This is a genomic window from Paenibacillus sp. FSL E2-0177 (assembly GCF_037992975.1).
Lineage (GTDB): Bacteria > Bacillota > Bacilli > Paenibacillales > Paenibacillaceae > Paenibacillus_AQ > Paenibacillus_AQ odorifer.
In genome coordinates this window covers 4,553,629-4,575,863 of the sequence record NZ_CP150307.1, presented here as the reverse complement: position 1 = coordinate 4,575,863, position 22,235 = coordinate 4,553,629, and the positions used below count along the sequence as shown (strand labels likewise).

At 41.3% G+C, this 22,235-nt stretch carries 23 protein-coding genes; 17 read left to right on the top strand and 6 right to left on the bottom strand.

Annotation, left to right across the window (positions count from 1 at the left end; translation table 11 throughout):
- Positions 1 to 122: 122 nt before the first annotated feature.
- Together MHI25_RS20460 and MHI25_RS20455 are read right to left on the bottom strand one after the other, a co-directional pair.
- Positions 123 to 1,118 carry a hypothetical protein gene (locus MHI25_RS20460; protein WP_076190558.1) on the bottom strand — a complete coding sequence of 332 codons (996 nt, stop codon included), beginning with the start codon at positions 1,116 to 1,118 and terminating at the stop codon, positions 123 to 125.
- On the bottom strand, positions 1,105 to 1,452 hold the full coding sequence (locus MHI25_RS20455; RefSeq protein ID WP_076301754.1) for a PadR family transcriptional regulator: 348 nt from the start codon (positions 1,450 to 1,452) through the stop codon (positions 1,105 to 1,107). The genes MHI25_RS20460 and MHI25_RS20455 overlap by 14 nt, the downstream gene beginning before the upstream one ends.
- Before the next feature lie 258 nt (positions 1,453 to 1,710).
- Between MHI25_RS20455 and MHI25_RS20450 the strand changes: the two genes are divergently transcribed.
- The 8 genes from MHI25_RS20450 (at position 1,711) to MHI25_RS20415 (ending at position 8,793) form a co-directional block, all read left to right on the top strand.
- Positions 1,711 to 1,860 (top strand): hypothetical protein, encoded by a 150-nt coding sequence (locus MHI25_RS20450; protein ID WP_179089375.1) that lies wholly within the window; start codon positions 1,711 to 1,713, stop codon positions 1,858 to 1,860.
- 203 nt (positions 1,861 to 2,063) lie between these two features.
- Positions 2,064 to 2,759, top strand: a complete 696-nt coding sequence (locus MHI25_RS20445; RefSeq protein ID WP_076281473.1) for a response regulator transcription factor — start codon at positions 2,064 to 2,066, stop codon at positions 2,757 to 2,759.
- A 1-nt stretch (position 2,760) separates the two neighbouring features.
- A complete protein-coding gene (locus tag MHI25_RS20440; protein ID WP_076183110.1) occupies positions 2,761 to 4,101 on the top strand; it encodes a HAMP domain-containing sensor histidine kinase in 1,341 nt (446 codons plus the stop codon).
- A gap of 98 nt (positions 4,102 to 4,199) precedes the next feature.
- Positions 4,200 to 4,913 (top strand): type II CAAX endopeptidase family protein, encoded by a 714-nt coding sequence (locus MHI25_RS20435; RefSeq protein WP_340394116.1) that lies wholly within the window; start codon positions 4,200 to 4,202, stop codon positions 4,911 to 4,913.
- A gap of 80 nt (positions 4,914 to 4,993) precedes the next feature.
- Positions 4,994 to 5,461 (top strand): MarR family transcriptional regulator, encoded by a 468-nt coding sequence (locus MHI25_RS20430; RefSeq protein ID WP_076129882.1) that lies wholly within the window; start codon positions 4,994 to 4,996, stop codon positions 5,459 to 5,461.
- Positions 5,462 to 5,548: 87 nt separating this feature from the next.
- Positions 5,549 to 6,520 carry a ring-cleaving dioxygenase gene (locus tag MHI25_RS20425; protein WP_076190569.1) on the top strand — a complete coding sequence of 324 codons (972 nt, stop codon included), beginning with the start codon at positions 5,549 to 5,551 and terminating at the stop codon, positions 6,518 to 6,520.
- A gap of 26 nt (positions 6,521 to 6,546) precedes the next feature.
- On the top strand, positions 6,547 to 7,608 hold the full coding sequence (locus tag MHI25_RS20420) for an LLM class flavin-dependent oxidoreductase (protein ID WP_340394113.1): 1,062 nt from the start codon (positions 6,547 to 6,549) through the stop codon (positions 7,606 to 7,608).
- A gap of 90 nt (positions 7,609 to 7,698) precedes the next feature.
- Complete coding sequence (locus tag MHI25_RS20415; RefSeq protein WP_339168675.1) at positions 7,699 to 8,793, top strand: winged helix DNA-binding domain-containing protein; 1,095 nt, start codon at positions 7,699 to 7,701, stop codon at positions 8,791 to 8,793.
- 443 nt (positions 8,794 to 9,236) lie between these two features.
- Here the strand turns inward: MHI25_RS20415 and MHI25_RS20410 are convergent, their stop codons facing one another.
- Positions 9,237 to 11,162 carry an FAD-dependent oxidoreductase gene (locus MHI25_RS20410; protein ID WP_340394109.1) on the bottom strand — a complete coding sequence of 642 codons (1,926 nt, stop codon included), beginning with the start codon at positions 11,160 to 11,162 and terminating at the stop codon, positions 9,237 to 9,239.
- A gap of 181 nt (positions 11,163 to 11,343) precedes the next feature.
- On the opposite strand from MHI25_RS20410, the gene MHI25_RS20405 reads away from it, so the two are divergent.
- Positions 11,344 to 11,865, top strand: a complete 522-nt coding sequence (locus MHI25_RS20405) for a PadR family transcriptional regulator (protein WP_036688994.1) — start codon at positions 11,344 to 11,346, stop codon at positions 11,863 to 11,865.
- Between the two features lie 212 nt (positions 11,866 to 12,077).
- Positions 12,078 to 12,329 carry a hypothetical protein gene (locus tag MHI25_RS20400; protein WP_340394108.1) on the top strand — a complete coding sequence of 84 codons (252 nt, stop codon included), beginning with the start codon at positions 12,078 to 12,080 and terminating at the stop codon, positions 12,327 to 12,329.
- Positions 12,330 to 12,566: 237 nt separating this feature from the next.
- Here the strand turns inward: MHI25_RS20400 and MHI25_RS20395 are convergent, their stop codons facing one another.
- Together MHI25_RS20395 and MHI25_RS20390 are read right to left on the bottom strand one after the other, a co-directional pair.
- Complete coding sequence (locus MHI25_RS20395; RefSeq protein WP_340394107.1) at positions 12,567 to 13,835, bottom strand: alkaline phosphatase; 1,269 nt, start codon at positions 13,833 to 13,835, stop codon at positions 12,567 to 12,569.
- A 127-nt stretch (positions 13,836 to 13,962) separates the two neighbouring features.
- The gene (locus MHI25_RS20390; RefSeq protein ID WP_076129877.1) at positions 13,963 to 14,571 is read right to left on the bottom strand and encodes an isoprenylcysteine carboxylmethyltransferase family protein; all 609 of its coding nucleotides are present in this window, start codon (positions 14,569 to 14,571) and stop codon (positions 13,963 to 13,965) included.
- 107 nt (positions 14,572 to 14,678) lie between these two features.
- Between MHI25_RS20390 and MHI25_RS20385 the strand changes: the two genes are divergently transcribed.
- Entirely contained in the window at positions 14,679 to 15,209 is a 531-nt protein-coding gene (locus tag MHI25_RS20385) for a hypothetical protein (protein WP_076129876.1), read from the top strand.
- On the opposite strand, the gene MHI25_RS20380 is transcribed toward MHI25_RS20385, so the two are convergent.
- Positions 15,179 to 15,727: a MepB family protein gene (locus MHI25_RS20380; RefSeq protein ID WP_076190581.1), complete on the bottom strand. Its 549-nt coding sequence runs from the start codon at positions 15,725 to 15,727 to the stop codon at positions 15,179 to 15,181. The genes MHI25_RS20385 and MHI25_RS20380 overlap by 31 nt on opposite strands.
- Before the next feature lie 253 nt (positions 15,728 to 15,980).
- Between MHI25_RS20380 and MHI25_RS20375 the strand changes: the two genes are divergently transcribed.
- The 6 genes from MHI25_RS20375 to MHI25_RS20350 all read left to right on the top strand — a co-directional run bounded on the left by MHI25_RS20375 (position 15,981) and on the right by MHI25_RS20350 (position 22,201).
- Positions 15,981 to 16,172, top strand: a complete 192-nt coding sequence (locus MHI25_RS20375; protein ID WP_076129911.1) for a cysteine-rich CWC family protein — start codon at positions 15,981 to 15,983, stop codon at positions 16,170 to 16,172.
- A gap of 85 nt (positions 16,173 to 16,257) precedes the next feature.
- Positions 16,258 to 16,827, top strand: coding sequence for a hypothetical protein (locus MHI25_RS20370; RefSeq protein WP_076129874.1), 570 nt, complete (start codon positions 16,258 to 16,260; stop codon positions 16,825 to 16,827).
- A 219-nt stretch (positions 16,828 to 17,046) separates the two neighbouring features.
- On the top strand, positions 17,047 to 18,747 hold the full coding sequence (locus tag MHI25_RS20365) for a molecular chaperone HscC (RefSeq protein ID WP_076219594.1): 1,701 nt from the start codon (positions 17,047 to 17,049) through the stop codon (positions 18,745 to 18,747).
- Complete coding sequence (locus tag MHI25_RS20360; protein ID WP_340394104.1) at positions 18,744 to 20,228, top strand: J domain-containing protein; 1,485 nt, start codon at positions 18,744 to 18,746, stop codon at positions 20,226 to 20,228. Before MHI25_RS20365 ends, MHI25_RS20360 begins: the two co-directional genes overlap by 4 nt.
- 16 nt (positions 20,229 to 20,244) lie before the next feature.
- Positions 20,245 to 20,922 carry a DUF1266 domain-containing protein gene (locus MHI25_RS20355; RefSeq protein ID WP_051491590.1) on the top strand — a complete coding sequence of 226 codons (678 nt, stop codon included), beginning with the start codon at positions 20,245 to 20,247 and terminating at the stop codon, positions 20,920 to 20,922.
- Positions 20,923 to 21,577: 655 nt separating this feature from the next.
- Positions 21,578 to 22,201 (top strand): TetR/AcrR family transcriptional regulator, encoded by a 624-nt coding sequence (locus tag MHI25_RS20350; protein ID WP_076129871.1) that lies wholly within the window; start codon positions 21,578 to 21,580, stop codon positions 22,199 to 22,201.
- The last annotated feature ends 34 nt before the right edge of the window (positions 22,202 to 22,235 follow it).

The following is a 22,235-nucleotide window of genomic DNA, read 5'->3' as shown; positions in this document are numbered from 1 at the left end:
GTCCGTAACTCTCAGAGGGGGCTGACAATGTTGAAGTTGTTGCATTTGAAGCAGGCATTCAACGAGTCAGAAAACAAAGCGGCAATTCTCCAAATAACAGGAGAATCGCCGTTCTGTGAATACTAGAGGCGAGCCTTGCGGAAGCCTTCATATATATTGAGGACCGCAACTAAAATCAAGACTGCTATACCTCCACCTACTAGCCCCGTTTCAAATTGGTTAGCTGTAGTGGTTAATAAATTAGACATGTAGTTAATGAATTCTTGGTTAAATACATTCGGATTTATAAGGATAACAGCGAATACAATAAGCACAATGAGCTCAAGGGCCGTATTACATAATGCTAATTTTCTAGTCCATTGTCTCTTGATTAATTTATATATAGTTAACGCGACTTCTAATCCGATCACAATAAGAATAATAGGCCAATAATCAAGTAATACATGCTGATTAAAAGCTGGGGCCACGAAGTTAAGTGCGCCTTCACCGCCTCTATAGACTCTGATCAGGTGTTCAGCATTAAAATAAACAGTAGCCCAAATGGCAGTCCACAGTAAACTTCCGAACACTTCGAAGCTTGTAATTGCTTTTTTCTTATGGACAAGCGCGATATCCTTCAAATCATCAGGAGTCCATTTCCTTAATTTTGTAGTAAGAGGATGACCTTCCTTTCCTTTATCCGCCCGTTCGATAATAGCGAACACAACAGTTATCCAGAAAAAGACTTGGATGCCTACTTCAAGAAAGGTTCCAATTCCTGTACTTATAACTGCAGTAACAATATCCGCAACTGTTTTATCGCCGCTGTAGCCAATCAAGTAATCAGCAACCAGAGCGATTAAAGAAACAACTACAGCGATGGGTATAATCATTTTTAATAACGTAACATATAAATCGAAATAGCGTGGGCCGATGAGATACATGGGCTGATCGCGGTACTCACTAGCTAAAATAGCTGGATTGCCCAATTTTGCAAGGACGGCTTTTACCTCTTTTTCGTCATAATCATCCGGTAACATATCCTCGATGGTTGATCGTAATTCTAATGCGATGTCTTCCCGATTTTGTTCTGGTAACCTCCGAGTAACTTCATGAATGTAAATCTCAATCAGCTTCATGGTCATCCTCCCCTTGTAATAGGCCGTAGAGTTCTTTCGAATTCTTAAGCCATTCTTCCTTTAGCTGTAAAAAAATCTCTACGCCATAGTCACTTAGAACATAATACTTACGGGGTCTGCTCTCGGATGTGTCCCAGCTGCTCGTCACTAATTCCTGTTTCTCTAATCGGCGAAGTAATGGATATAGGGTGCTTTGATCGATGATGATGCTGGATTCCTCCAACAATTGAACGAGCGAATATCCATACTGGGGCGTTCGTAATTGACTTAAAACGGCTAGCGTTAACGTACCTCTTCTAAGCTCTGTGATTAAAGTATTTAATAAAGTACTCATTCACCCACCTCATTATTTAAAATATAAGAATTTATAATCTCTTATAAATTGTTCTTATATTTTTGGTTTAAACGCTTGCTGTCCTTAAGAGGACGTCGAAGTCGTTTATACTTACTATGTGTCATACAGTATTCGATCTATACTATGCATCATACACTATTGTTGTTCCAACATCAATTGAATAAAATAATCTTCTGAGAAATAAATAAGAAAATTTTTCTATTTTGTGAAGCAGTTTGATTAAAAGGAGGTCGTGAAATGATTCCATTTTTTAGTGACATCCCGAATGCTTCTACATGGGAGGGAGTTGAACCGGTTCATAAGGGCTGGTCAAAGGACAAGAAATATTACATTAGGACCTGCGACGGCAGAGAGTTATTGTTGAGAACGGCGGAATTCCCATTATGATCAGAAAAAACGGGAGTATGATCATTACGAAGTCGAGGAACTTGGAATTATTGATTTTAATAGATTTGATTATGGTGATCCATGGGTATTTTAATCATGATGTTCCAGATGTATTCTTTAGGCTTTATATACCGAAGTGGTATTGGCAAGTTATACTGAGTGAAAAGACTCAGCTATTTGAGAATAGTTAGGGGAATTAAGCGATGAATATACTGATTGCTGAAGATGAAACTGATATAAGAAAACTAGTGAAAATTCATTTAGAAGATCGATCCTATCGAGTATTCGAAGCCAAGGATGGCATTGAGGCTTTAGAGGTTGTTAATCAACATGAAATAAATCTTGCCATTCTGGATATTGTAATGCCCAGGCTTGATGGGCTTAATCTGCTGCGACGGATAAGAGAGAAAAGCCATATTCCGGTTATCTTGTTAACTGCCCGCGGTGAAGAAATTGATAAGATAGTGGGCTTAGGCCTTGGAGCAGACGATTATATGGTGAAGCCATTTAGTGCTTCAGAGCTTGTGGCTAGGGTTGAGGCGCAGCTGAGACGAAGAAATGTATACGATCTTAGCCAATCGATAACTGAAGAAACAATCCAACATAGAGAATTGAAGCTGAATTTAAAGGAATGTATGTTGTACATAAATGAAAGTCCAGTTCTTCTAAATGCCAAGGAATATAAGGTGTTACAATGTCTGATGCAGAGTCCTAATCAAATTTTTACGCCCAAAAAGTTATATGCAGCGGCGTGGGAAGAAGATTTCTATAGTGATAATAATACGATTATGGTTACCATCAGCCGTCTAAGGAATAAGATCGAACGGGACCCGCACCATCCCGAATATATCGTTACAGTGCGTGGACTAGGTTACAAATTCTACAACCCAGGTAAATAAGATGAGAAAACAAAATATATCCTATCAATTGTTAAAAAACTATATCGCGATCTTTCTTATAACAACGGTTATAACGATATTGGTGATTGTTGCTTTGTTTTGCATGAACAGGCTGGGATCTAAGGACATTATTTATAATCAGTTAACGGCTGCTAAGCTTATGCAAAATGACTATCAAAGAATTGACACTAGTGTTGTTAATGATGTTGGGGGCAGTTTACAGGTTGTAAATTCCAATTACGAAGTCATACACTCCATTGGCAACAATCCATTTACGTCCAAGCAGATTAGTGTCAAAGAATTTACGGATTTTCTAATGAATACTGGCGCTAACAAAGATATGATCACTGTTGAATATAATGAGCATGAACAATTTTGGCTGATCGTCTCTTTACCTATACAAGTGAAAATGACAGGCAGTTTCCATTGGAATTCAGATTCACCTATGCAGGATCATACCCTTCAAATGCTTGGGTTTATTGGGTTAGGTTATTTGTTGATTCTGATTCTAAGCACGATGATTTATGCGAGAATTACGGCGGTTAGTTTCATTAAACCCTTAGACCAGTTGTCCGCTGCTGTTAAAAAGGTTAAGAATGGGGATTATTCAGTAAGAGTGCAGGTAGGCGGGAATCGGGAGTTTAGTCAACTGGAGCAGGCTTTTAATCATATGGCAGAAGTGATTCAGATCCAGACCTCGTTAAAAGAACAGAGTGAAAACAATCGAAAAAATCTAATATTGGATATATCCCATGATTTAAAAAATCCATTAACAAGTATTATGGGTTACGCAGAGCTTGAACTAAAAGAACAGGGGAGCGGTCGGATAGAACATTTGGAATTTGCCAAAATAATATACGAAAATAGTATCCGTGCCAATGTATTGATTCAGGATTTGTTTGAATTATCGAGAATGGAAAGTCCCGAATTCCGCTTGGATGTTACAACAGATGATTTCTCAGAATATTTGAGAGAAGAAATGATACATATGTTGCCCGAGCTTGAGGCTGCGGGTATGATCCCTGATTTTGTAATCGAGCCAGAAGAAATAATTCTACAGTTTGATAAAAAAAGAATGAATCGAGTATTCTCAAACCTGCTTTATAATGCCATCGCTTATCAGGAGCAAGGTTCTACGTTTCAAGCTGTGCTGGAAAAGGTGAATGATGGAGCCAAGCTTACTTTTATTAATTACGGCCAACCATCAGCCTTGAACCCGGCAGGTTCTGGATTAGGGTTACTCATTGTTCAAAAAATAATAGCTGCTCATGGAGGGACTGTTCAGCTGAATACGCAAGATAACCAGTTTGAAATTATAATTGAGCTGAACCGGCAAATTTAAGGTCTATGTAAGATTACATTAAGTCATATGAAATTTCCCAATGCTAAAATGGTTGATATTCAGTCTATTAACAATTTTACTTGGGGGAATAGATTATAATGATTGATGAAAAATTAAGTAAAAGGCAATTGATCTTAGGCGTTATATTAGCAGTAATGTACTTTTTAGGGTTGTTCTCTATTCTCTTGATCAGGCCGGTTATGGGGATTCTCAACCATGTTTTTATTTGGCAGCCAGAACAACAAAATCGAATGGCCTTAATGTTGAATAGTCTGATCTACATAGGAGTGATTATAGGTTTTAGGGGATTCTATAAACAAGCTATTTATGATTTCAGACAATACTGGGTCCGTAATATGTTATGGATGGTTTGGGGACTTTGTTTGATTATTATCATCGGAAGTATGTTAATCCCCACACTAATTTCCATTTTTCATCCTATTACAAAGTCTGTTAATGAGGTGGATTTACGGGCAATGTTGTCCTCGTATCCATTTATTTTTACAGTGAACGTGGTATGGATTGGCCCCTTGATTGAAGAATTAGTATATCGGGTTACCATTTATAGAACGATCCGCAGGAAGAGTCGTCTTCTGGCTTATCTGATATCCTCCTTTTTATTTGGCTTTCAACATGTCTATAGAGCCGTGGTGTTCCAGAGTAACTATAACGAAATGTGGAATATCTTCTCCTATATGGCTGCTGGATTAATCTTTGCCTACCTATATGAGAAAAGAAAAAATATATTAGTGCCTATAGGCGCGCACATGTTTAGTAATGGTTTATCTGTGCTTCTCTATTTCTTAAGTTAATACGAAACTTGACTTCATATCAGATTACTAGTAAACTGATAATCAAATAGATCCAATTCCAAAGTAATGGATGTGGCATAATGCGAGACAATGGATTCACTGAAGACAACAAACTAAGCTTATTGATCTGGCTGCGGCTGGTAAGAGTTTATGACAATAGTAACGATCTTTCCAATGAGTTCTTGAAGCAGTTTGATTTAACGGTCAGCCAGTTTGATGCGTTAGTACAAATACTATTACATCAGCCTGTGACACAAATGGATATTGCCGAGCATTTAACCATTACTAAAGGTGGAGTATCACATATGCTTGGCAGATTAGAAAAAGAAGGATGGATTGAACGCAAGCAGGATTGGAAGGTGAAGTATATTTCTTTAACTGAAAAGGGCCAGGCGCTTATCGAGAAGGTGCTTCCTTTGCAATCGGATTTCCAAGCTTCGTTATTCGATCCACTGACGGACGACGAGAAGAAAGTATTTTACAGCATGCTTAAGAAGATTCACCGCCATAGCCTGAATGAGAATCGAATTCCACGAGGAGTTCAGTAGTATTGTAAAAGCTTTATTCTGAATAAAGCTTCCTTTTTTCAGCATCAGTTTACTAGTAAACCATAATTATATTAGGAGGAAATTAAAATGAGCCAACCACAAATAACCGGACAACATCATGTATCAATGATTACTAAAGACGCTAAACAAAACCTATGGTTTTATACAGAAGTACTGGGACTAAGACTTGTCAAAAAAACCGTAAATCAGGACGATCCAACCATGTACCATTTATTCTATGGCAACTCTAATGGCGCTCCAGGCACCGAGGTATCCTTTTTTGAAATGCCAAATGCAGGCCAGACCCGGAAAGGAACGAACAGTATTTCTGCAATCTCTCTTCTCGTTCCTAGCGATGAGGCTTTAGTATATTGGGCTAGCAGATTAGATACATTTGAAGTCGCTCATGAAGCAATCGTAAGTATAGAGGAGCGCAATTCGCTTACTTTTCAGGATAGTGATGAATTAACGGTTCATCTGGTGTCCGCAGAAAAAGATAATGTGACTCAGCTGGTAGAACCTTGGATTACTGATGATATTCCACCACAATATGCCATTGTTGGATTGGGTCCCGTTGAATTGACTGTTCGTGAGGCTAGCCGTACAAAGGCTGTTTTGGAGGATATTTTAGGCTATACACAAGTTCGTAGAGTGCCATCCATGGGTGACCCGAAGGTAATGGTGGATATTTATGAAACAGCTAAAGGCGGCTTGTACACTGAACTTCAGCTCAAAGAAGTTAATGATCAAGACCGGGAAAGACCGGGAAGAGGGAGTATCCATCATGTGGCTATAAGAGTGAAGGATCTGGAAGAATTAACCGCATGGGCTGCTAAAATCACAGCTGCAGGGTTCAAGAACACAGGGGTCATTGATCGTTATTACTTCCATTCCTTGTATTTCCGTGATCCGAACCATATTCTTTTCGAGCTTGCTACAGATGGTCCAGGGTTTGAGATTGATGAATCTTTTGACACATTGGGCGAGAATTTGACCTTGCCTTCTTTTCTGGAAGAACGCCGGGAAGAGATTGCATCAAAGCTTCATCCTATCCAATAATACAGCGAAGAAAGTAGGACATCATCATGATGGAACAATATAGAATCGACGAGAATAAGGGTTTAGAAATAGGTTTATACACTTTAGGTGATCATGTTGCAGATGCCTTAACAGGTAAACCAATCAGTGAACGACAACGGATTCAAGAGATCATTACTGCCGCCAAATTAGCAGAGGATGCTGGATTAGATGTATTTGGAGTGGGGGAGAGTCATCAGCCGAAATTTATTACTTCAGCAGCATCGGTCGTACTTGGAGCTATAGCAAACGCAACGGAACGAATCAAGCTTATCAGTTCAGCGACTGTATTGAGCACAGCGGATCCTGTACGTGTACATGAAGAATTTTCGACATTGGATTTGTTATCCGAAGGCAGAGCAGAAATTGTTGCTGGACGTGGATCACGATTAGGAGCTTATGAACTGTTCGGATATGACGTGAGGGATTATGAAGAATTGTTTGAAGAGAAGATTGAATTGCTTATGAAAATAAATAACGAAAAAAGAATTACCTGGGAAGGGCAATTCCGTCCTGCTCTGAATGATATGGAGATTTTTCCGAAGCCACTGAGTGGTAAACTGCCCATCTGGAGAGCGGTTGGTGGACCTCCGGCAAGTGCAGTTAAGGCAGGAAGAATGGGCATCCCGATGATGCTGGCTGTTCTAGGTGGACCTGCTTCAGCGTTCAAGACCTCTGTGAATATGTATCGTCAGGTTGCCGCACAATCAGGTTTTAATCCGGCAGAGCTGCCGGTGGGTACAACCACCCTTTTATATATCGATAAAGATTCACAGCAAGCATTCCGTAACTATTACCCATATTTAAATCACATGATGAAAGAGCTTCGTGGATCAGCGTACCCTAAAGACCAATTTGCTGAAGCCATGAGTGTGAGAAATGCGCTGCTCGTAGGCAGCCCACAACAGGTTATTGAAAAAATCCTTTATCAACATGAGCTGTACGGACACAATCGTTTTCTGGCTCAGATTGATATTGGTGGTTTACCTTATGCTCAGGTTGAGCAAATCATTGATTTGTTGGGATCGGTAGTCGCACCAGCCGTAAGACGGGCCACAGCTAAGAAATAAGAAAAACTATGAGATTGGAAAAAATTATATTAAAATTATTCCAATAAGGTTAGACGATGGTTTGAGAAGGATCACTTAAGGAGGCGAAGTGTGACGAATAAAATGATAGCTGCGCAACGTCTATATAACCAGAAGATCGTTGATTACAAGCTAATCAAGCCTGAACAGGTCGTTAAAGAATTAGGGGCAGTACAGGCGCAGGATTACATGCAGGCGATGTGGGCGATCGGGTTACGTACTCCATCTTCGAATTTAGCTGATATAGAGCGTGCTATCGCTGATCGTAAGATGATTCTGAATTGGACGCTGCGAGGTACGCTTCATTTTGTCCCACCGGAAGATGTAAAGTGGATGCATCAGCTATCTGTGCCGCGTTTAGCGGGACAAACAAAGCGGCGGAATGCAGAGCTTGGGCTAGATGATCAGACACTAGAACGTTGTAGACATATTATAGTTAATGCTTTACAAGGTGGAAAGCAGCTAGATCGTGCACTTCTACTTCAGCTTATAGAAGAAGAAGGTATTCACACAGGGAACCAGCGTGGTTATCATATGTTGTGGAATGTTGCGTACCAAGGGTTGATTTGTTTCGGACCGATGAATGGTAAGCAGCAAACGATTGTTTTGTTAGAGGAATGGGTGCCACAGTTTCGAGAACTTTCTTACGATGAGTCATTGTATGAACTCGCTCGGAGATATTTCACTGGACATGGTTTAACAACTGTTCAAGATTTTGCTTGGTGGGCAGGCATAACCCTTACCGATGCTAGAAGAGGTCTGGAAGCGGCCAAAAGTCAACTGCAATCAGAGGTTATTGATGGCAGTGAGTATTGGGTGTCTGCTGATCGGCTAGAGCCAACTGCTGAGGACTCGGGCGTTCACCTGCTTCCGGGTTTTGATGAGTACATTCTGGGTTATAAAGACCGAAGTGCCGTTCTAGAGCCCAACGTTGCTCCTTTGATAGTTCCGGGGAATAATGGTGTTTTTCTTCCAACGATTGTTGTGGAGGGTCAGGTTGTGGGTACATGGAAAAGAACCCTAAAGACCAAGGGGATTGAGATTATGATCCATCCTTTTGCCGAGCTGGGCGATACGGAAAAGTTGGTACTTAAAGAAGCTGAGCGATATGCGGCATTTATTGGGCTGCCAATACTCAAAATGAATGTGAGTGGTTCATTGAGATGAGTATTTCACTATTCTCACCAATCTCATCATTCTTGACATTCTCACCATTTTCATCTTTCTTACCATACTTTTGTGCGCATCTCTCTCGCTAACGGACACCGTTGCACTTATTAGCACCTAAATGCTGATTTGCTGAGCTTTTCGGACTCCAATGCAGTTATTCCCGTCGCAGCACCTCTTTTGACCCCTATTTTTGCGGAATAGCGGCATCTAGGTCCGATAGATTCGTAAAAAGGCTATTTTTAGCTCAATAGCGTCTCCTGAGTCCGAACGGCATAATGGGTGAAGGGTGAAGGGTGAAGGGTGAAGGGTGAAGGGTGAAGGGTGAAGGGTTGAATGGATACCGATTACCGAATAACATTTCACGAATGCACTCTGAGTAAAAAATAACCCGGCAGGGCGGACCTGCCGGGTTATTTTCATGAAGCATATAGTTAGCTTAATTAGATTCGTCTAGCTAATTCAGCGCCTTCCCAAATTGCATTCAGCGCTCTTCGCGCTTGCACCGCATCGCCAATTTCATGATAAGGGATGGAGCTTTCCTCCAAGAAGTCCTGAAGGGGTTGTTTGTTAAGGGCGCGTGAACCTACAGCAATTACTACATAATCAGCAGGTAGGCTGTGACGTTCGCCGTCTTTTTCAACAATTACGCTATCCCCTTGAATCGCCATACATTTGCTGTTGGTCATTAATTCAACGCCATGTCCATATAGACTTTCCATGACACAGATTTTCCGCAGAAGCCCTAGATCATTAGCAACATCAGCTTGCATTTCAACTACAGTGATTTGATGTCCGCGCTCTACAAGCAGTTCTGCGACCTCAAGCCCCACTAAACCACCGCCGATAATAACGACTCTTCCTTCTGGATGAACCGTTCCCCATAACACATCATGTGAATTGACCACATGTGAACTGTCGATGCCTTCCACAGGCGGAATAATAGGAGAAGATCCGATTGCAAGAATGACCTCATCTGGCGCAATTTCTTGGATTAATTCAGGTGTAACCTCTGTATTCATTCGAATGTCTACACCTTCACGTTTAGCGGTTTCTCCCATATTCAGAGCGGCTGCAGCCATTTCCTCTTTACGTGGTGCGGCACCGGCAATATAAAGCTGTCCGCCCAGAATGTCATTTTTTTCGCATAATATTGGATGATGCCCACGTCGTTTCAGGGTGACAGCTGCTTCTAATCCGCCAGGGCCACCACCAGCAATAAGTACTTTTTTGGGGATACCCGTTTGCTGCAATTCATATTCACTTTCACGGCCGGTTGCAGGATTAAACACACAGCTGATAAATGGAACATTAGGATTCACGAATCCATCGAAGCAGCCTTGATCGCAACCCACACATTTAACGATCGTGTCTGCACGTCCGGCTAAAGCTTTATTGCAGAATTCCGGATCTGCCAGCTGCGCACGCCCAATGGCTACAAAATCAGCCAAACCCTCCGCAATAATCCGGTCTGCAATTGCTGGATCATTAATACGGCCTACGGCAATAACAGGGATGTTAACCACAGATTTAATTTGTGCTGCGTTATCTACATTGAAGCCTACAGGTAAATCGATCGGTGGTACTTCATATTTAATTGCAGCGCCAGCAGGGACCCCACGAGATACATTAATAGCATCAATTCCAGCTTCTTCAGCGAGCTTTGAGAAGAGCTTCATATCTTCCAGTGTAAGTCCGCCCGGTAGATCCTCAATCGCAGAGATTCTCATCAAGATAGGGAACCCAGGTCCAACCGCTTTCCGGATAGCCCGGATACAAGACAGCGGGAAGCGGCAGCGATTCTCCCAAGAACCGCCGTACTCATCCTGACGAAAATTCATTGCAGGACTTAGAAATTGTTGGGGCAAATAACCATGGCCGGCATGGAATTCCACACTGTCAAATCCGGCTTTCTTCGCACGTAATGCTGTATCTGCGTAAGCTTGAACCATCTCACCGACTTCATGATGCGCTAGTTCACGTGGTATATGAGTCACGCCTTCAAACGGAACAGGTGAAGAGGAGACCTGAATTAGGTTGGGAGTTACTTTACCTCCATGCCATAACTGTAGACAGCTTTTTCCTCCTGCCTCTCGAATAGCTAATGCTAATTGAGCCATACCTGGAATGAATTTATCATCATAAAGGGCAGGAGCATCATCGGAGGCCGCCGTTGGGTGAATAGTTGTTACTTCTACAGTATTTAAGCCGTTGCCGCCTTTAGCTCGTGCTACATGGTAATCAATCAGACGATCACTGACGTATCCACCCGGCGCGTTCATTTTCGTGCCCATCGCTGGTAAAATGACCCGGTTCTTAAGCTCCATATTTCCGATTGTGCCCTTGCTAAATAGATGTGTGAATTCCATACGATAACTTCCTCTCTACATATAGGTTAAAAATATATAGGTTATTTTAACCTATATTAGCGAAAGAGCAGGGTGAAAGTATGTGCAAAAAATCACGAGTGATTTGGCAGGAATGTAGTAATTGAGGTAATATAAGAAAATGATGAACCGGATACGTATTCCGGAAGCCCGGAGGATGATTATGGATATTGAAGTTTTGATTCTGGCCCAATTAATGAAAGGGGCCAAACATGGTTATGAAATTAAAAAAAACATTATTTTTGTAATGGGCAATGATAAAATCGTAAACAATAACTCGCTTTATCCAAAGCTGAAATTATTTGAAAAGCGAAAATGGGTAATCAAAAAAACGGAAATTCAGGAACGCCGGCCTAAACGTTATGTATATTCTATAACTACTGAGGGTGAGGAGCGGTTTAACACCTGCTTAACAGAATTTACGCTGGAGACTATTCGAATTGATAATGAATGGTCTATTCGTCTTGCTTATTATGAGCTTTTGGATCAGGAGACACGTAGAAGATTGCTTGATTACAGAGAGACTTATATGAACGAAAAGCTGGACCATTTACAGCAGTTATCCAAAGTAGTTGGCAATAGTGAGGATATGGATTACTCTGAGGAGCTCTATTTTTACACCCGAAGTATGGTTTTACGAGAGATCGAGTTAATTAAGGAGCTGTCACGTAAATTAGAAGCATAAGGAAACCGTTGGATTAGCTATAAAAATAGAATTTTATAAACACACCTCGCTGTAATCGTTAATTAACGGTATATTTGTAAAATCGATTCATAGTTTAGCTTTAGGTTTTCCGCTTGTGATTGGTATCATCATCTTTATTTTGGGTTTGATCATATTGGGAATCGAATATTTCACATCAGATTAGTTGAACAATGGGAAGAAGGGGTGTCTTCTTGAAAAGAATATACATCGCAGTCCTAAGTTTTGTACTTCTGCTTATATTAACCATTTGTGATCGTGAGGAAGTCAGCAGCACGGCGATGCCAGAGATAACCATTCATATGGATGGAAAAGTGATTCAATCTCAGACCCTCTCCAGAGAGGTGGGCATAGAACTGGATGATGAGAGTGCGCTTTTTCAAGCACAAATGAAGGATTCTGCGGCTTCTATTCCCTATGTAAAGCTTGGTGAAACCATCCACTAATTCGCAGATCGAAAAGCAACGTTTAAACTTGAGTCTAATCTGGCAGCCTTTTTGAGTTCAAATAGTAAAGATTATGAGCCTGGAGCAACGATCAGAGGATTTCATCTGACAGGTAAATGGGCGGATCAGACTAAGGATATCCTTTTTGTTGTGCGAACAGATGCTAAGTAAATACTGTATTTTCAAATAAAAAAGACTACCCAGAAAAAAATCTGGCTAGTCTTTTTTTACTCGCTTTTATTTATTGGCTTTAAAACCTGATGCTTGCATAAGCTTGGTGAATACTTCGGTGTTTTCGTAGATTCCAGTAAATAATTGTGCATTTTTGCCCATAGCTGTAATTGGAATATCAACCGCAGTATGGCCTGAGGTCGTCCAGTCCACTACAAAATTGTGTTTGGAATTGGCGATGGCGAAAGGACCGTCTTCTTTGGATATGCCGTCACCGGACTCATCATCTGCGTCAACTGCTTCAATAGAAAATCCGCCGGTCTCATGGTCGGCAAGCACTAGAACCAGTGTATCTGGATTCTTTTTGGCGAAGTCTTTGGCTACTTGCACGGATTTGTCCAGTTCTTGACCTGATTTAATCGTCATTTTAGCGTTGTTTTGATGTGCAAATTCGTCAGTGCCTTCTTCTTCCACCATAAGGAAAAATCCTTTTTTATTTGTTGCTAGCGTATCTATAGCTTTCTTAGTCATCTCGGGCAGCGATACCACCGGATTATAAATATCTCCTTCACCCTCAGGCTTTTGCTGGAACATTTCCTCGTTTGCGAATATTCCAAGCAGCTTGCCGTCTTTTGCTTTTTGCATATCCGCTTTGTTCGTTACATAGGTGTAGCCCAATTGTTTAGCTTTATCCACAAGGTTACCTTGCGTTCCTTTGCTTTTTTCTGAAGGATCTTCAGCGGGTTCATCTGGGAATTTGCCGGGATTGCCTGCCGGGTACCAGAAATCCTCACCCCCACCGAGCAGAACATCAACCTTGCTCTTTGTCAGAAGCTGAAGAGCGATATCACTTTGCTTTGAGCGGTCTTCAACGTGAGCACCAAATGCGGCGCCAGTCGCGTCTGTAATCTGACTAGTAGTAACTACACCTGTTGATTTCCCGGCAGCTTTAGCATATTCCATAATGGTCTTAACACTTTTTTTATCGGCATCCATTCCGATAGCACCATTATAAGTCTTCACACCGCTGGCATAAGCAGAAGCAGAAGCAGCCGAATCTGTAACAGGGACAGTGGAGCTTGTATGAATTAATCCAACGTATGGCATGGAATCCATTGCTAGATTTCCTTTTTCACCTACGGTGGCAAGCCGGATGGCATCACGCTGAGCAGCACCCATTCCGTCTCCAATAAACAGAATTACATTTCTTGTGTTCGAAGATGCTGCGTCTGCTTGATTAGGTGCATTTGTAGTGACTATGCTGGATACAAAAAGAGCAGTTGCCGCTGTCGCTACAATTGCTGTTCTGACGCCATACTTTTTCGGTGATTTCATAATTTCCCTCCTAATGTATGTTTACAGTCTCATATTATAGTAGTTGCATTAAGAGAATGTTTTCTGGACTTGTAAAAAATGTAAAATGATATAGCGAATATAAATTATCGGGCTGTGATAAAAGATTTTAAAATAAAAAATATCTGGGTGTATTATTGGCATATTGGATATATTCGTCTCCGAATACGGACTTTAAATGTTGCTCTTCTTGAAGAATTAGTAAATGAATCGCGGCAATGTTAAGAATGAATATTAGGAGTGTTAACAGATTGGGGTACATCAGATACAATCCCAAAAACATGAGATCAAACCCGACAAATGCAGCGTTTCTACTATATTTATAAATACCGTGTGTGATGAGTTTGGTTACAGTAGTCTTATCAATCCCAACTCTCCATGAAGTGCGCATAGCAATCATAGCTTGAATGAAAATGGAACACCCGAGGGCAGCTACACCCACACCGCTAAAGTGAATTACAGGAATATCAAACGTTTTGTCTACAAGTGTAACCATAAAGGACTCTGCTACGGAAAAAACAAACCATGCTGCGCCCCATAAAAAAGTAGAGGTTTTTACCAATAGCTCGGTATAATGGATCTTAGATAGTTTAGCGCCTTTAGCCAGAACGTTTCCTTTAATGTGGTTTTTCTTGTAAAGTATAAGGAGCTTTAATAGATAAGAAATTAGGAAGATGCAGAAAAGAAGTAGAGATAGGATATTTTTAAGATCGCTCATTTTAATTTCCTCCTCACTAATACATATGAATGATTGCTCATATGTTTGTTTATATCTTATTTCCTAATATTGTACATGTCAACTAATTATTGATTTAGGGGGATATCGTGAAAATAAGAGTATACAAAAAACGGTGGCTATGGGTGTTGGTTATCGCGGTTATTGTACTTGCAGGTACTGTAATCGGTATGCTGGTTACGCAAACTGGGCTTGCAACCTTTACTTCCAATGCTTATGGAGTCTCTTTGAAGTATCCAACGGAATGGGTCGTAGATTCAGCAGATGATAAGAAGGGTCAGGGGGAGGATGGTTTTTTTCAATTATCCGCTATGTCTGGAGAGGGACAATCAATAGATGAAGTTGCTGAAATCGTTGCCTCCCATCAGCTGAAGCCTTATGGGTCCAATCCGCAAATTACTGAACTGACATTAGAGAGGTTGAAAGAGGAAGAGAAGGCAAAGTTGATTATGCCTTCTGCTGACCAAGGGGAGGAATGGAATCATCAAGCGGCGCTTATAATTAAATATCCCGAAGCGGTGAAAATAGGAGATGATGTATACTATTATTTTATTTTGCAGGGCGATAAGGAACATGTGGAGGAGATAGGTCAGACCGTAAGATTTACGGGTAAACCGTAAAGTGCTTGCGCACGAAGGTAGTCTACGGGTTTATTTGCAGGGATATCCAAGAAATATTCCGACTGCCATGTTTGCGTTTTTTGAGCTTGGCGACTCGTGGGATTGTCCCAAGGCGGGTAGACTCGAAAAGCTCTTTTTCCACCTTCACCTTTATCAGATAGAATATCTTGTTCTCTTAGGACAGCTTTTGGAAAAATAAATTGGCCAAAGTGATTCCCATTTCGTGTACTTATAACGAAGAGATCAGCAGGATCTGAGATGTCATAGGGTTGGATGGGATGATCTCCAATTCGCTCCCATAGTGTCACAAATTGCCCGACTTTAGTGGGTGTGATTTTAGCCACCCGGAATCTAATGGCCAGTGCATTTAAGGTAAAGATATATGCTCCGTATTCTGCATTTTGCGGTTCAAGAATTGGATCGGAGCAATCAAACCTGCAAGGATTATATACTTCTTCCATGGTAGCAAGTAAGTCACTATGTAGGGTATCTAAAAAGCTCAGCTTCTTATCATTCATCTGTTATTCTCCCATTTGAGTTCGTAATGTTCACTATCTTAATGCAAGTGAACCGAGTTCACAAGTGTAGGAATAATAGAGAAATTGAAGTTATACTAAAGTTGGAATCTTTATAAATGGTTATGGCGGTAACCTATTCTGGGAGTTGTTTGTTTTACTTACTGGCGTTTTGTCATTTGTTGGATTTATTTTATTGATATGGTTTTCCAAAGAAAAATAGTTTTTGATTTTTGGGGGAGTAGAAATTTTGGATATGATGAACATACTGGTTGAAGAACGCCATTGTCCTTTATGTAAAGAATTGAATCGTTGTGGCGCTGAAGGCGGTGACTGTTGGTGTTTCCATACAGAAATTCCACTCGAATTGCAAGAACAGATCCCGGAAGAACTGAGAGGGAAAGCTTGTATCTGCCAAAAATGCGTAGAAGCATTTAATAAACATTAACCGGGATTTTAATTAACTCTCGACGAAAACCGTAATTTCATTGTATATAATTAAAGTGTAATCTAAAAAAATAATGGAGGCGCAGATGAGGAAGCCAATAATTGCAGTAGATATGGATGATACAATTTGCCATCTAGTGAAGCGAGCCATATACCATAATAATAATGATTTTCCCACGCATCTGCTGCGGTATGAGGAAATGCTTGATTGGAATACGGATCATTTACGTCATCCGGATTGTACACAAGAGATTTTCTATGGGCGGCCCGGTCTGTATGAAGAGCTTGAACTGTTTGACGAACATGTCGTAGGAGAAATGGAGAAGCTGCATAACGCTTATGATGTAATTATTGTTACGGCAGCCCAACCCCAGTCGGTGGTGGAAAAATGGAACTGGCTGCAGAAGCATATGCCGTTTATTCCGATTGAAAATTTCTTTACCTGTAAGCGAAAAAATCTTATTAACTACGATCTATTGATCGATGACGGGGTGCATAACCTGGTTCCGGCATTGCAGGAGGGAAGAAAAGTGCTTTGTATTCCGCATCCATGGAATTTGCGGGCCCGTGAACAATATGCTTTTCCATTATTGACCTCATGGGAAGGTGCAAAAGAGAAGATAGATCAGATGTTAGGACGTCCAGAGAACGAATGAGACTGTTTTTTTATAGATGATGTACAGAAAAATATCCTCCGCCAAAAAATGAAGGTATCCCATTAGCCATTGTGGCTTTTGAGATACCTTTTTTATGTCTATTGCAGAAGCACAATTTCATTATTATGCTCTGGATGTAAATATGTTGAATTAGTGACATTTCGATTCTTGGACTCTTTTCTTTGTATATTATTGTATATAAAAGGAGTGGAGATAGTAGTGAGAACAATCGGAATTGATTTAGGAACGACCTATAGTCTTGCTGCTTATTGGGACGGCAGTCAGGCTGTAATTATTCCCAATGTACTCGGGGAGCATGTAACACCCTCGATTGTTAGTGTAGATGCAGGGGGAGAAGTATTGGTTGGAAGAATCGCACAGGAACGACTGATTACACATCCACAGCTAACCGCCTCGACTTTTAAGCGCTTTATGGGATCAGCAAAGAAATACACGCTAGGTACGATGACTTTTACTCCTGAAGAGTTATCTTCTTTTGTTCTGCGGTCACTGAAAGAGGATGCGGAAAATCATCTAGGTGAGTCCGTAACGAACGCTATAATCAGTGTTCCGGCTTATTTCAATGATGTTCAGCGGAAAGCAACTAAGAAAGCGGCTGAGATGGCTGGCTTACAAGTAGAGCGGCTTATTAGTGAACCTACGGCGGCAGCACTCGCTTATGGCCTGCATCAGAATCAGGAGACTTCATTTCTTGTTTTTGATTTGGGTGGAGGAACCTTTGATGTGTCAATCCTGGAGCTTTTCGAAGGGGTAATGGATGTTAAGTCGATTGCCGGAGATAACTATCTTGGTGGGGAAGATTTCACAGAGATACTAGTGGCCTATTTTATCCAAAAGAATAAGCTGGACGCTGAATCGTTAACACCAATAACGAGGTCGATGTTGTATAAGCAGGCTGAGCAGAGTAAACGAATTCTTGGTACAGAGTCTGCTGCGACTATGCGGATAGTTATTAAAGAGGAAGAATACGTGCTGACTATAGAACGCTCAGAGCTTGAGCAATTGGTACAACCATTACTAATACGTCTAAGACAGCCGATAGAAAGAGCATTGCGGGATGCTTCTCTGCAGCCTTCCGATCTGGATGGGATTGTGATGATTGGGGGTGCGACTAAAATGCCTCTGATTAAGCAAATTATCAGCCGTATGTTCGGGAAAATGCCTTATGCGAATATCAGCCCAGATGAGACCGTCGCACTGGGAGCTGCGGTTCAGGTGGCGCTGAAGCAGCGTGATCAAGCGCTGGATGAAATGATTTTGACGGACGTTTGCCCCTATACATTAGGAACCAGTGTTCTGCGTAGAGGTTCAAGCGGACAAACGTCATCTGGACATTACTTTCCGATCATTGAACGTAACACTCCGATTCCTGTTAGCCGGGTAGAACGTCTATATACAGCCGCAGATAATCAAAAGATCATAAGTGTGGATGTGTATCAGGGGGAGAGTCCTCGCGTTGAAAATAATCTTTTCCTGGGAGAAATGGAGTTTCAGATTCCGCAAGCACCTCGGGGAGAAGAAAGTATAGATGTCAGATATACATATGATGTGAATGGGATTCTTGAGGTGGAGGTTACAACCGTTTCAACAGGTCAGAAGCATCAGATGATCATTGAGCAAAATGCTGGTGCAATGACGAAAAAGCAAATTGAAGCTCGTTTACTGGAACTGCGGAGTATCAAAATTCATCCGCGTGAGCGTACCGAGAACAGGCTTCTGCTTGCTAGAGGTGAGCGTTTATATGAAGAGGTGCTTGGGGACCAACGGAAATTTATCGCACAGTGTCTGAAAGTATTCGAAGATGCTTTATATACTCAGAACGAGAAAGTGATTGAAAAAGCGGCACAAGCTTTCAATGAGCAATTGGCGGAAATTGAAGGGTGGTCATACTTCACATGACAATCTGGAGTATGTTGGAGATTGAACCCACAGATGAACTAGCTATCATCAAGAAAGCCTATGCCAAAAAACTGAAATCGCATCACCCCGAAGATGACCCTGAAGGATACCAACAGCTTAGAGAAGCTTATGATACAGCTGTGAAATGGGCCCGCTCCGGGCAGCGTATAGCAAGCACTGTCCCTTCATTTATAGGTGAGGATAAGAAAGAAATAGCAGAAGCAATATCAAAAGAAATAGAAAAAATGGTGATACAAGCAGAAACAGTAATACGAGTAGATGAAGCTGAGGAGGAAGAAAGCGAGGAGGAAGAACAAGAAGTTGCGGAGGAAGACACCGAGGAAGAAGTAGAAGGGGCTACTACTATACCGCATGAAAACGAGTGGGCGCTGTTTCGCCCACTTCCCATTCAACTTGATGCTGATCTTCAAGAACAGCCAGCAGATATTTTTGACAGACAAATTAGGGAACTGTATGCGGATTTCTCGCGGCGGATTCAACAAGCTTCGTGGCATTCACTTTTGAATGAAGATTTCATGTGGAGTATAGAGCATCGTGATCGGCTAAGGGATAAGCTTATGTTGTTCCTTGATCAGCATCGGAATTTGCCTCATGCCGTATGGGAGGCGTTGGATTCATTTTTTCATTTTCGTGAGGACAAGGAAATATTTCTTCAACGTTATGATAATAAGTTAGTCGAGTACATACTGGGGCAGGTCGACGGAAGCATGGAGATGCGTTATGAGTGTTTCCTTTTGCAGGAGTCTCTTGAGTTTGACATAGAACACTATCTAAATCTGAGGCAATCCGCTCAATTCATGCTGATGGAGGATAAACATACTGAAGCGGGTCAACTGCTCGACGAAGCAAATAAGCTGTTTCAGTATGATCCTGATCTGCAATTATTGCGAGCTAAGTATTGTCTGGATACTGCTGATTATATGGAAGCGCTGGTGTGTTTGGACCAAGTAACCGCTATGTGGCCTAACGAAAGAGACGGTTACTTATTAAGAGGCCGGCTTCTCTACTATTTGCAGCGTTATGAGGAAGCGATGAAGGATTGTGAATATTTGCTGCAAGAGGATGCTGGAAATAGAGATGTGCAATGTTTAATTCTGGAATGTAAGATTGCATGTTCTCAAATTGAGGAAGCTCTTACACAAACGGAGACTAATGAGCCTAAAAAGGACGAGTTCATTCATTTTCGTTACCTTGCGAATAAGTTCATGTTGAAGAACAAAAAAATGTATCCACAACGTCTTCGTATCTCTTCGCTCGTAAGCATTGGAAAGAGCATTATAGGGTCTATATTATTCTATCTATTGGTTTTCCTGAAATTAAGCTGGTTCTATATTTTGGTATATACCATATATTATTTTTCAGTATCTGAGCTTCCCCCGCTTGTCAATGCGGTGTTCATTCTTATTTTTCTATGGAAAATCAGGAAGATTTGCAAAACAGCATACCTATTCTCGAACTAATATCAGGAGGCTCTACATGCTGAAGGAATACAATGTTAAGCAAAGAAAACGATTGGAAATGTATTTCCGCTGTCTTTCCTCTACCTGCATACGTGGTCTCTTAGGGAGATACTATGTGGTTTATGAGTTTGATTTCAGTAATGTCTTCTTCAAAAGAGGGTTAATCAAAAATGCTTGTGAAAGATGGAATATCGAGGATGCTAACTCCTTTCATCGCCAGATTCGCTGGCTTCTAGAAGATGGCAACCGTGCAGAATATAGATCTTTACATGCTCGATTAGCCACACTTTCCGAAACCTCACGCAGTAAATATCTTGAGGCACATAAGGATCATGAGGATTTTGTTAATCTGAAGGTTGTTGCACAAGGTATACATCAGTTGCCTTCTGGTGACATTTCAGCTTTTGGATTAGCTTGGGTAATTTATCTGAGCCGGATTGGTTATGTTGAGGATTATTTGAAGAAGGAAGAAGCCTGGGAATACAAAATAGAAGCCGCAAGGCAGCTACAAGAACGCTATAGTAGTTGGGCGGATTATTATATAGCCTATTCCTTGGGCAGCAAATTTTCATTAGTACAATCCGGCGGATTAGATAATCTATTTGAGACGGGATTGCAGAAGCTCATGCGAAATAGCAGCATTCTATACAGGGAAGCCGTTTGGGGGCAAAATCTCCAGCCGGAAGCCACTTAGTCCGAACTTAGGTAATTAATACCTATTGATTACCTATTGATTACCTATTGAATCCCTATCCCGTGTTGCTTAAGGACCCAGAGGACGCTATTTGCAAATTTATAGCCCTTTGAGCCGGTTTTCGGACTCCAGTGCAGCTATTCCTTGAGGAAGCGGTCTTTTGTGGTGTTTTTGATGCCAATAGGTGCTATGCGGTCCGTTAGGAATCCAAATGGGGGATAATGCAGCGTATAAGGTCAGCTGTGTCCGATAAGCTGCGTCGTAAGTGCAAATGTGATCCAAGCAAACGAAGTTTAGTAGTTTAGTGTTACAACGCGAGCAAAGGTATCTCCATGGATCAGATCAAAGAGCAAGCTAAAAGTAAAACGCAGCAGTAAGTCCAAACAGTAAACAATAAGACCAAACAGTAAACGATAAGACTAAACAGTAAATAGTAAGACTAAAACTCAACAGCAAGACCAAACAGTAAACAGTAAGAATAAAACCCAGCAGTTAAACCCAACAGTATATCCCAAAACGAGGGAGTTCCAGCTGCTATAACGTAGCTTTTGGAATTCTCTCTTTTTGTGATGCCGGATTAATCTTGACAGGATCTAATGTTTGTATATAATTGGAATAGACCGACGGTCGGTCGATAGAATGGAGGACGTTTCAGATGAGAATTTCCAAAGAAGCGGAAGAACGTAGAAATGAAATATTGGATACAGCAGAAATGCTGTTTTTTACGAAAGGGTATACCAAAACGACAGTGAATGATGTCTTGCAGGCTATAGGTATTGCGAAGGGAACCTTTTACTATTATTTTAAATCGAAGGAAGAGGTCATGGATGCTGTTGTGCTGCGATTTATTGATGCTGGTGTAGCAGCTGCTAAGCAAATTGCTGCAGATCCTAAGCTGACCGTTCATGAAAAGCTGCTGCAAATCATTATGGCACAAAAGCCGGATACGGACAGAAAAAGCCAAATGATTGAGCAGTTCCATCAGGCTGATAATGCACAGCTGCACCAGAAAAGCTTGGTGGAAACCATTTTGCGGCTAACTCCTGTTTTGACGGAGGTCATTGAGCAGGGTATAGAGGAGGGACTGTTTCACAATCCGTATCCCCGGGAGACGATGGAATTTCTATTGATCACCTCTCAATTTCTTTTTGATGAAGGGATATTCAAGTGGCAGCCTGAGGAAATCATCCAGAAGATAAGAGCTTTTATCTATACGATGGAAATTACGCTAGGGGCGGAGAAAGGTAGCTTCGACTATGTGTTTCAAATGTTTGAGTAGGGGAGAGGGAATATTCTGAACAACAAATCCTTCG

Bases quoted from the DNA above. Each gene is read 5' to 3' on its own strand.
- MHI25_RS20460 (WP_076190558.1), bottom strand. From the start codon at position 1,118: ATGAAGCTGATTGAGATTTACATTCATGAAGTTACTCGGAGGTTACCA.
- MHI25_RS20455 (WP_076301754.1), bottom strand. From the start codon at position 1,452: ATGAGTACTTTATTAAATACTTTAATCACAGAGCTTAGAAGAGGTACG.
- MHI25_RS20450 (WP_179089375.1), top strand. From the start codon at position 1,711: ATGATTCCATTTTTTAGTGACATCCCGAATGCTTCTACATGGGAGGGA.
- MHI25_RS20445 (WP_076281473.1), top strand. From the start codon at position 2,064: ATGAATATACTGATTGCTGAAGATGAAACTGATATAAGAAAACTAGTG.
- MHI25_RS20440 (WP_076183110.1), top strand. From the start codon at position 2,761: ATGAGAAAACAAAATATATCCTATCAATTGTTAAAAAACTATATCGCG.
- MHI25_RS20435 (WP_340394116.1), top strand. From the start codon at position 4,200: ATGATTGATGAAAAATTAAGTAAAAGGCAATTGATCTTAGGCGTTATA.
- MHI25_RS20430 (WP_076129882.1), top strand. From the start codon at position 4,994: ATGCGAGACAATGGATTCACTGAAGACAACAAACTAAGCTTATTGATC.
- MHI25_RS20425 (WP_076190569.1), top strand. From the start codon at position 5,549: ATGAGCCAACCACAAATAACCGGACAACATCATGTATCAATGATTACT.
- MHI25_RS20420 (WP_340394113.1), top strand. From the start codon at position 6,547: ATGATGGAACAATATAGAATCGACGAGAATAAGGGTTTAGAAATAGGT.
- MHI25_RS20410 (WP_340394109.1), bottom strand. From the start codon at position 11,162: ATGGAATTCACACATCTATTTAGCAAGGGCACAATCGGAAATATGGAG.
- MHI25_RS20405 (WP_036688994.1), top strand. From the start codon at position 11,344: ATGGATATTGAAGTTTTGATTCTGGCCCAATTAATGAAAGGGGCCAAA.
- MHI25_RS20395 (WP_340394107.1), bottom strand. From the start codon at position 13,835: ATGAAATCACCGAAAAAGTATGGCGTCAGAACAGCAATTGTAGCGACA.
- MHI25_RS20390 (WP_076129877.1), bottom strand. From the start codon at position 14,571: ATGAGCGATCTTAAAAATATCCTATCTCTACTTCTTTTCTGCATCTTC.
- MHI25_RS20380 (WP_076190581.1), bottom strand. From the start codon at position 15,727: ATGAATGATAAGAAGCTGAGCTTTTTAGATACCCTACATAGTGACTTA.
- MHI25_RS20375 (WP_076129911.1), top strand. From the start codon at position 15,981: ATGATGAACATACTGGTTGAAGAACGCCATTGTCCTTTATGTAAAGAA.
- MHI25_RS20370 (WP_076129874.1), top strand. From the start codon at position 16,258: ATGAGGAAGCCAATAATTGCAGTAGATATGGATGATACAATTTGCCAT.
- MHI25_RS20360 (WP_340394104.1), top strand. From the start codon at position 18,744: ATGACAATCTGGAGTATGTTGGAGATTGAACCCACAGATGAACTAGCT.
- MHI25_RS20355 (WP_051491590.1), top strand. From the start codon at position 20,245: ATGCTGAAGGAATACAATGTTAAGCAAAGAAAACGATTGGAAATGTAT.
- MHI25_RS20350 (WP_076129871.1), top strand. From the start codon at position 21,578: ATGAGAATTTCCAAAGAAGCGGAAGAACGTAGAAATGAAATATTGGAT.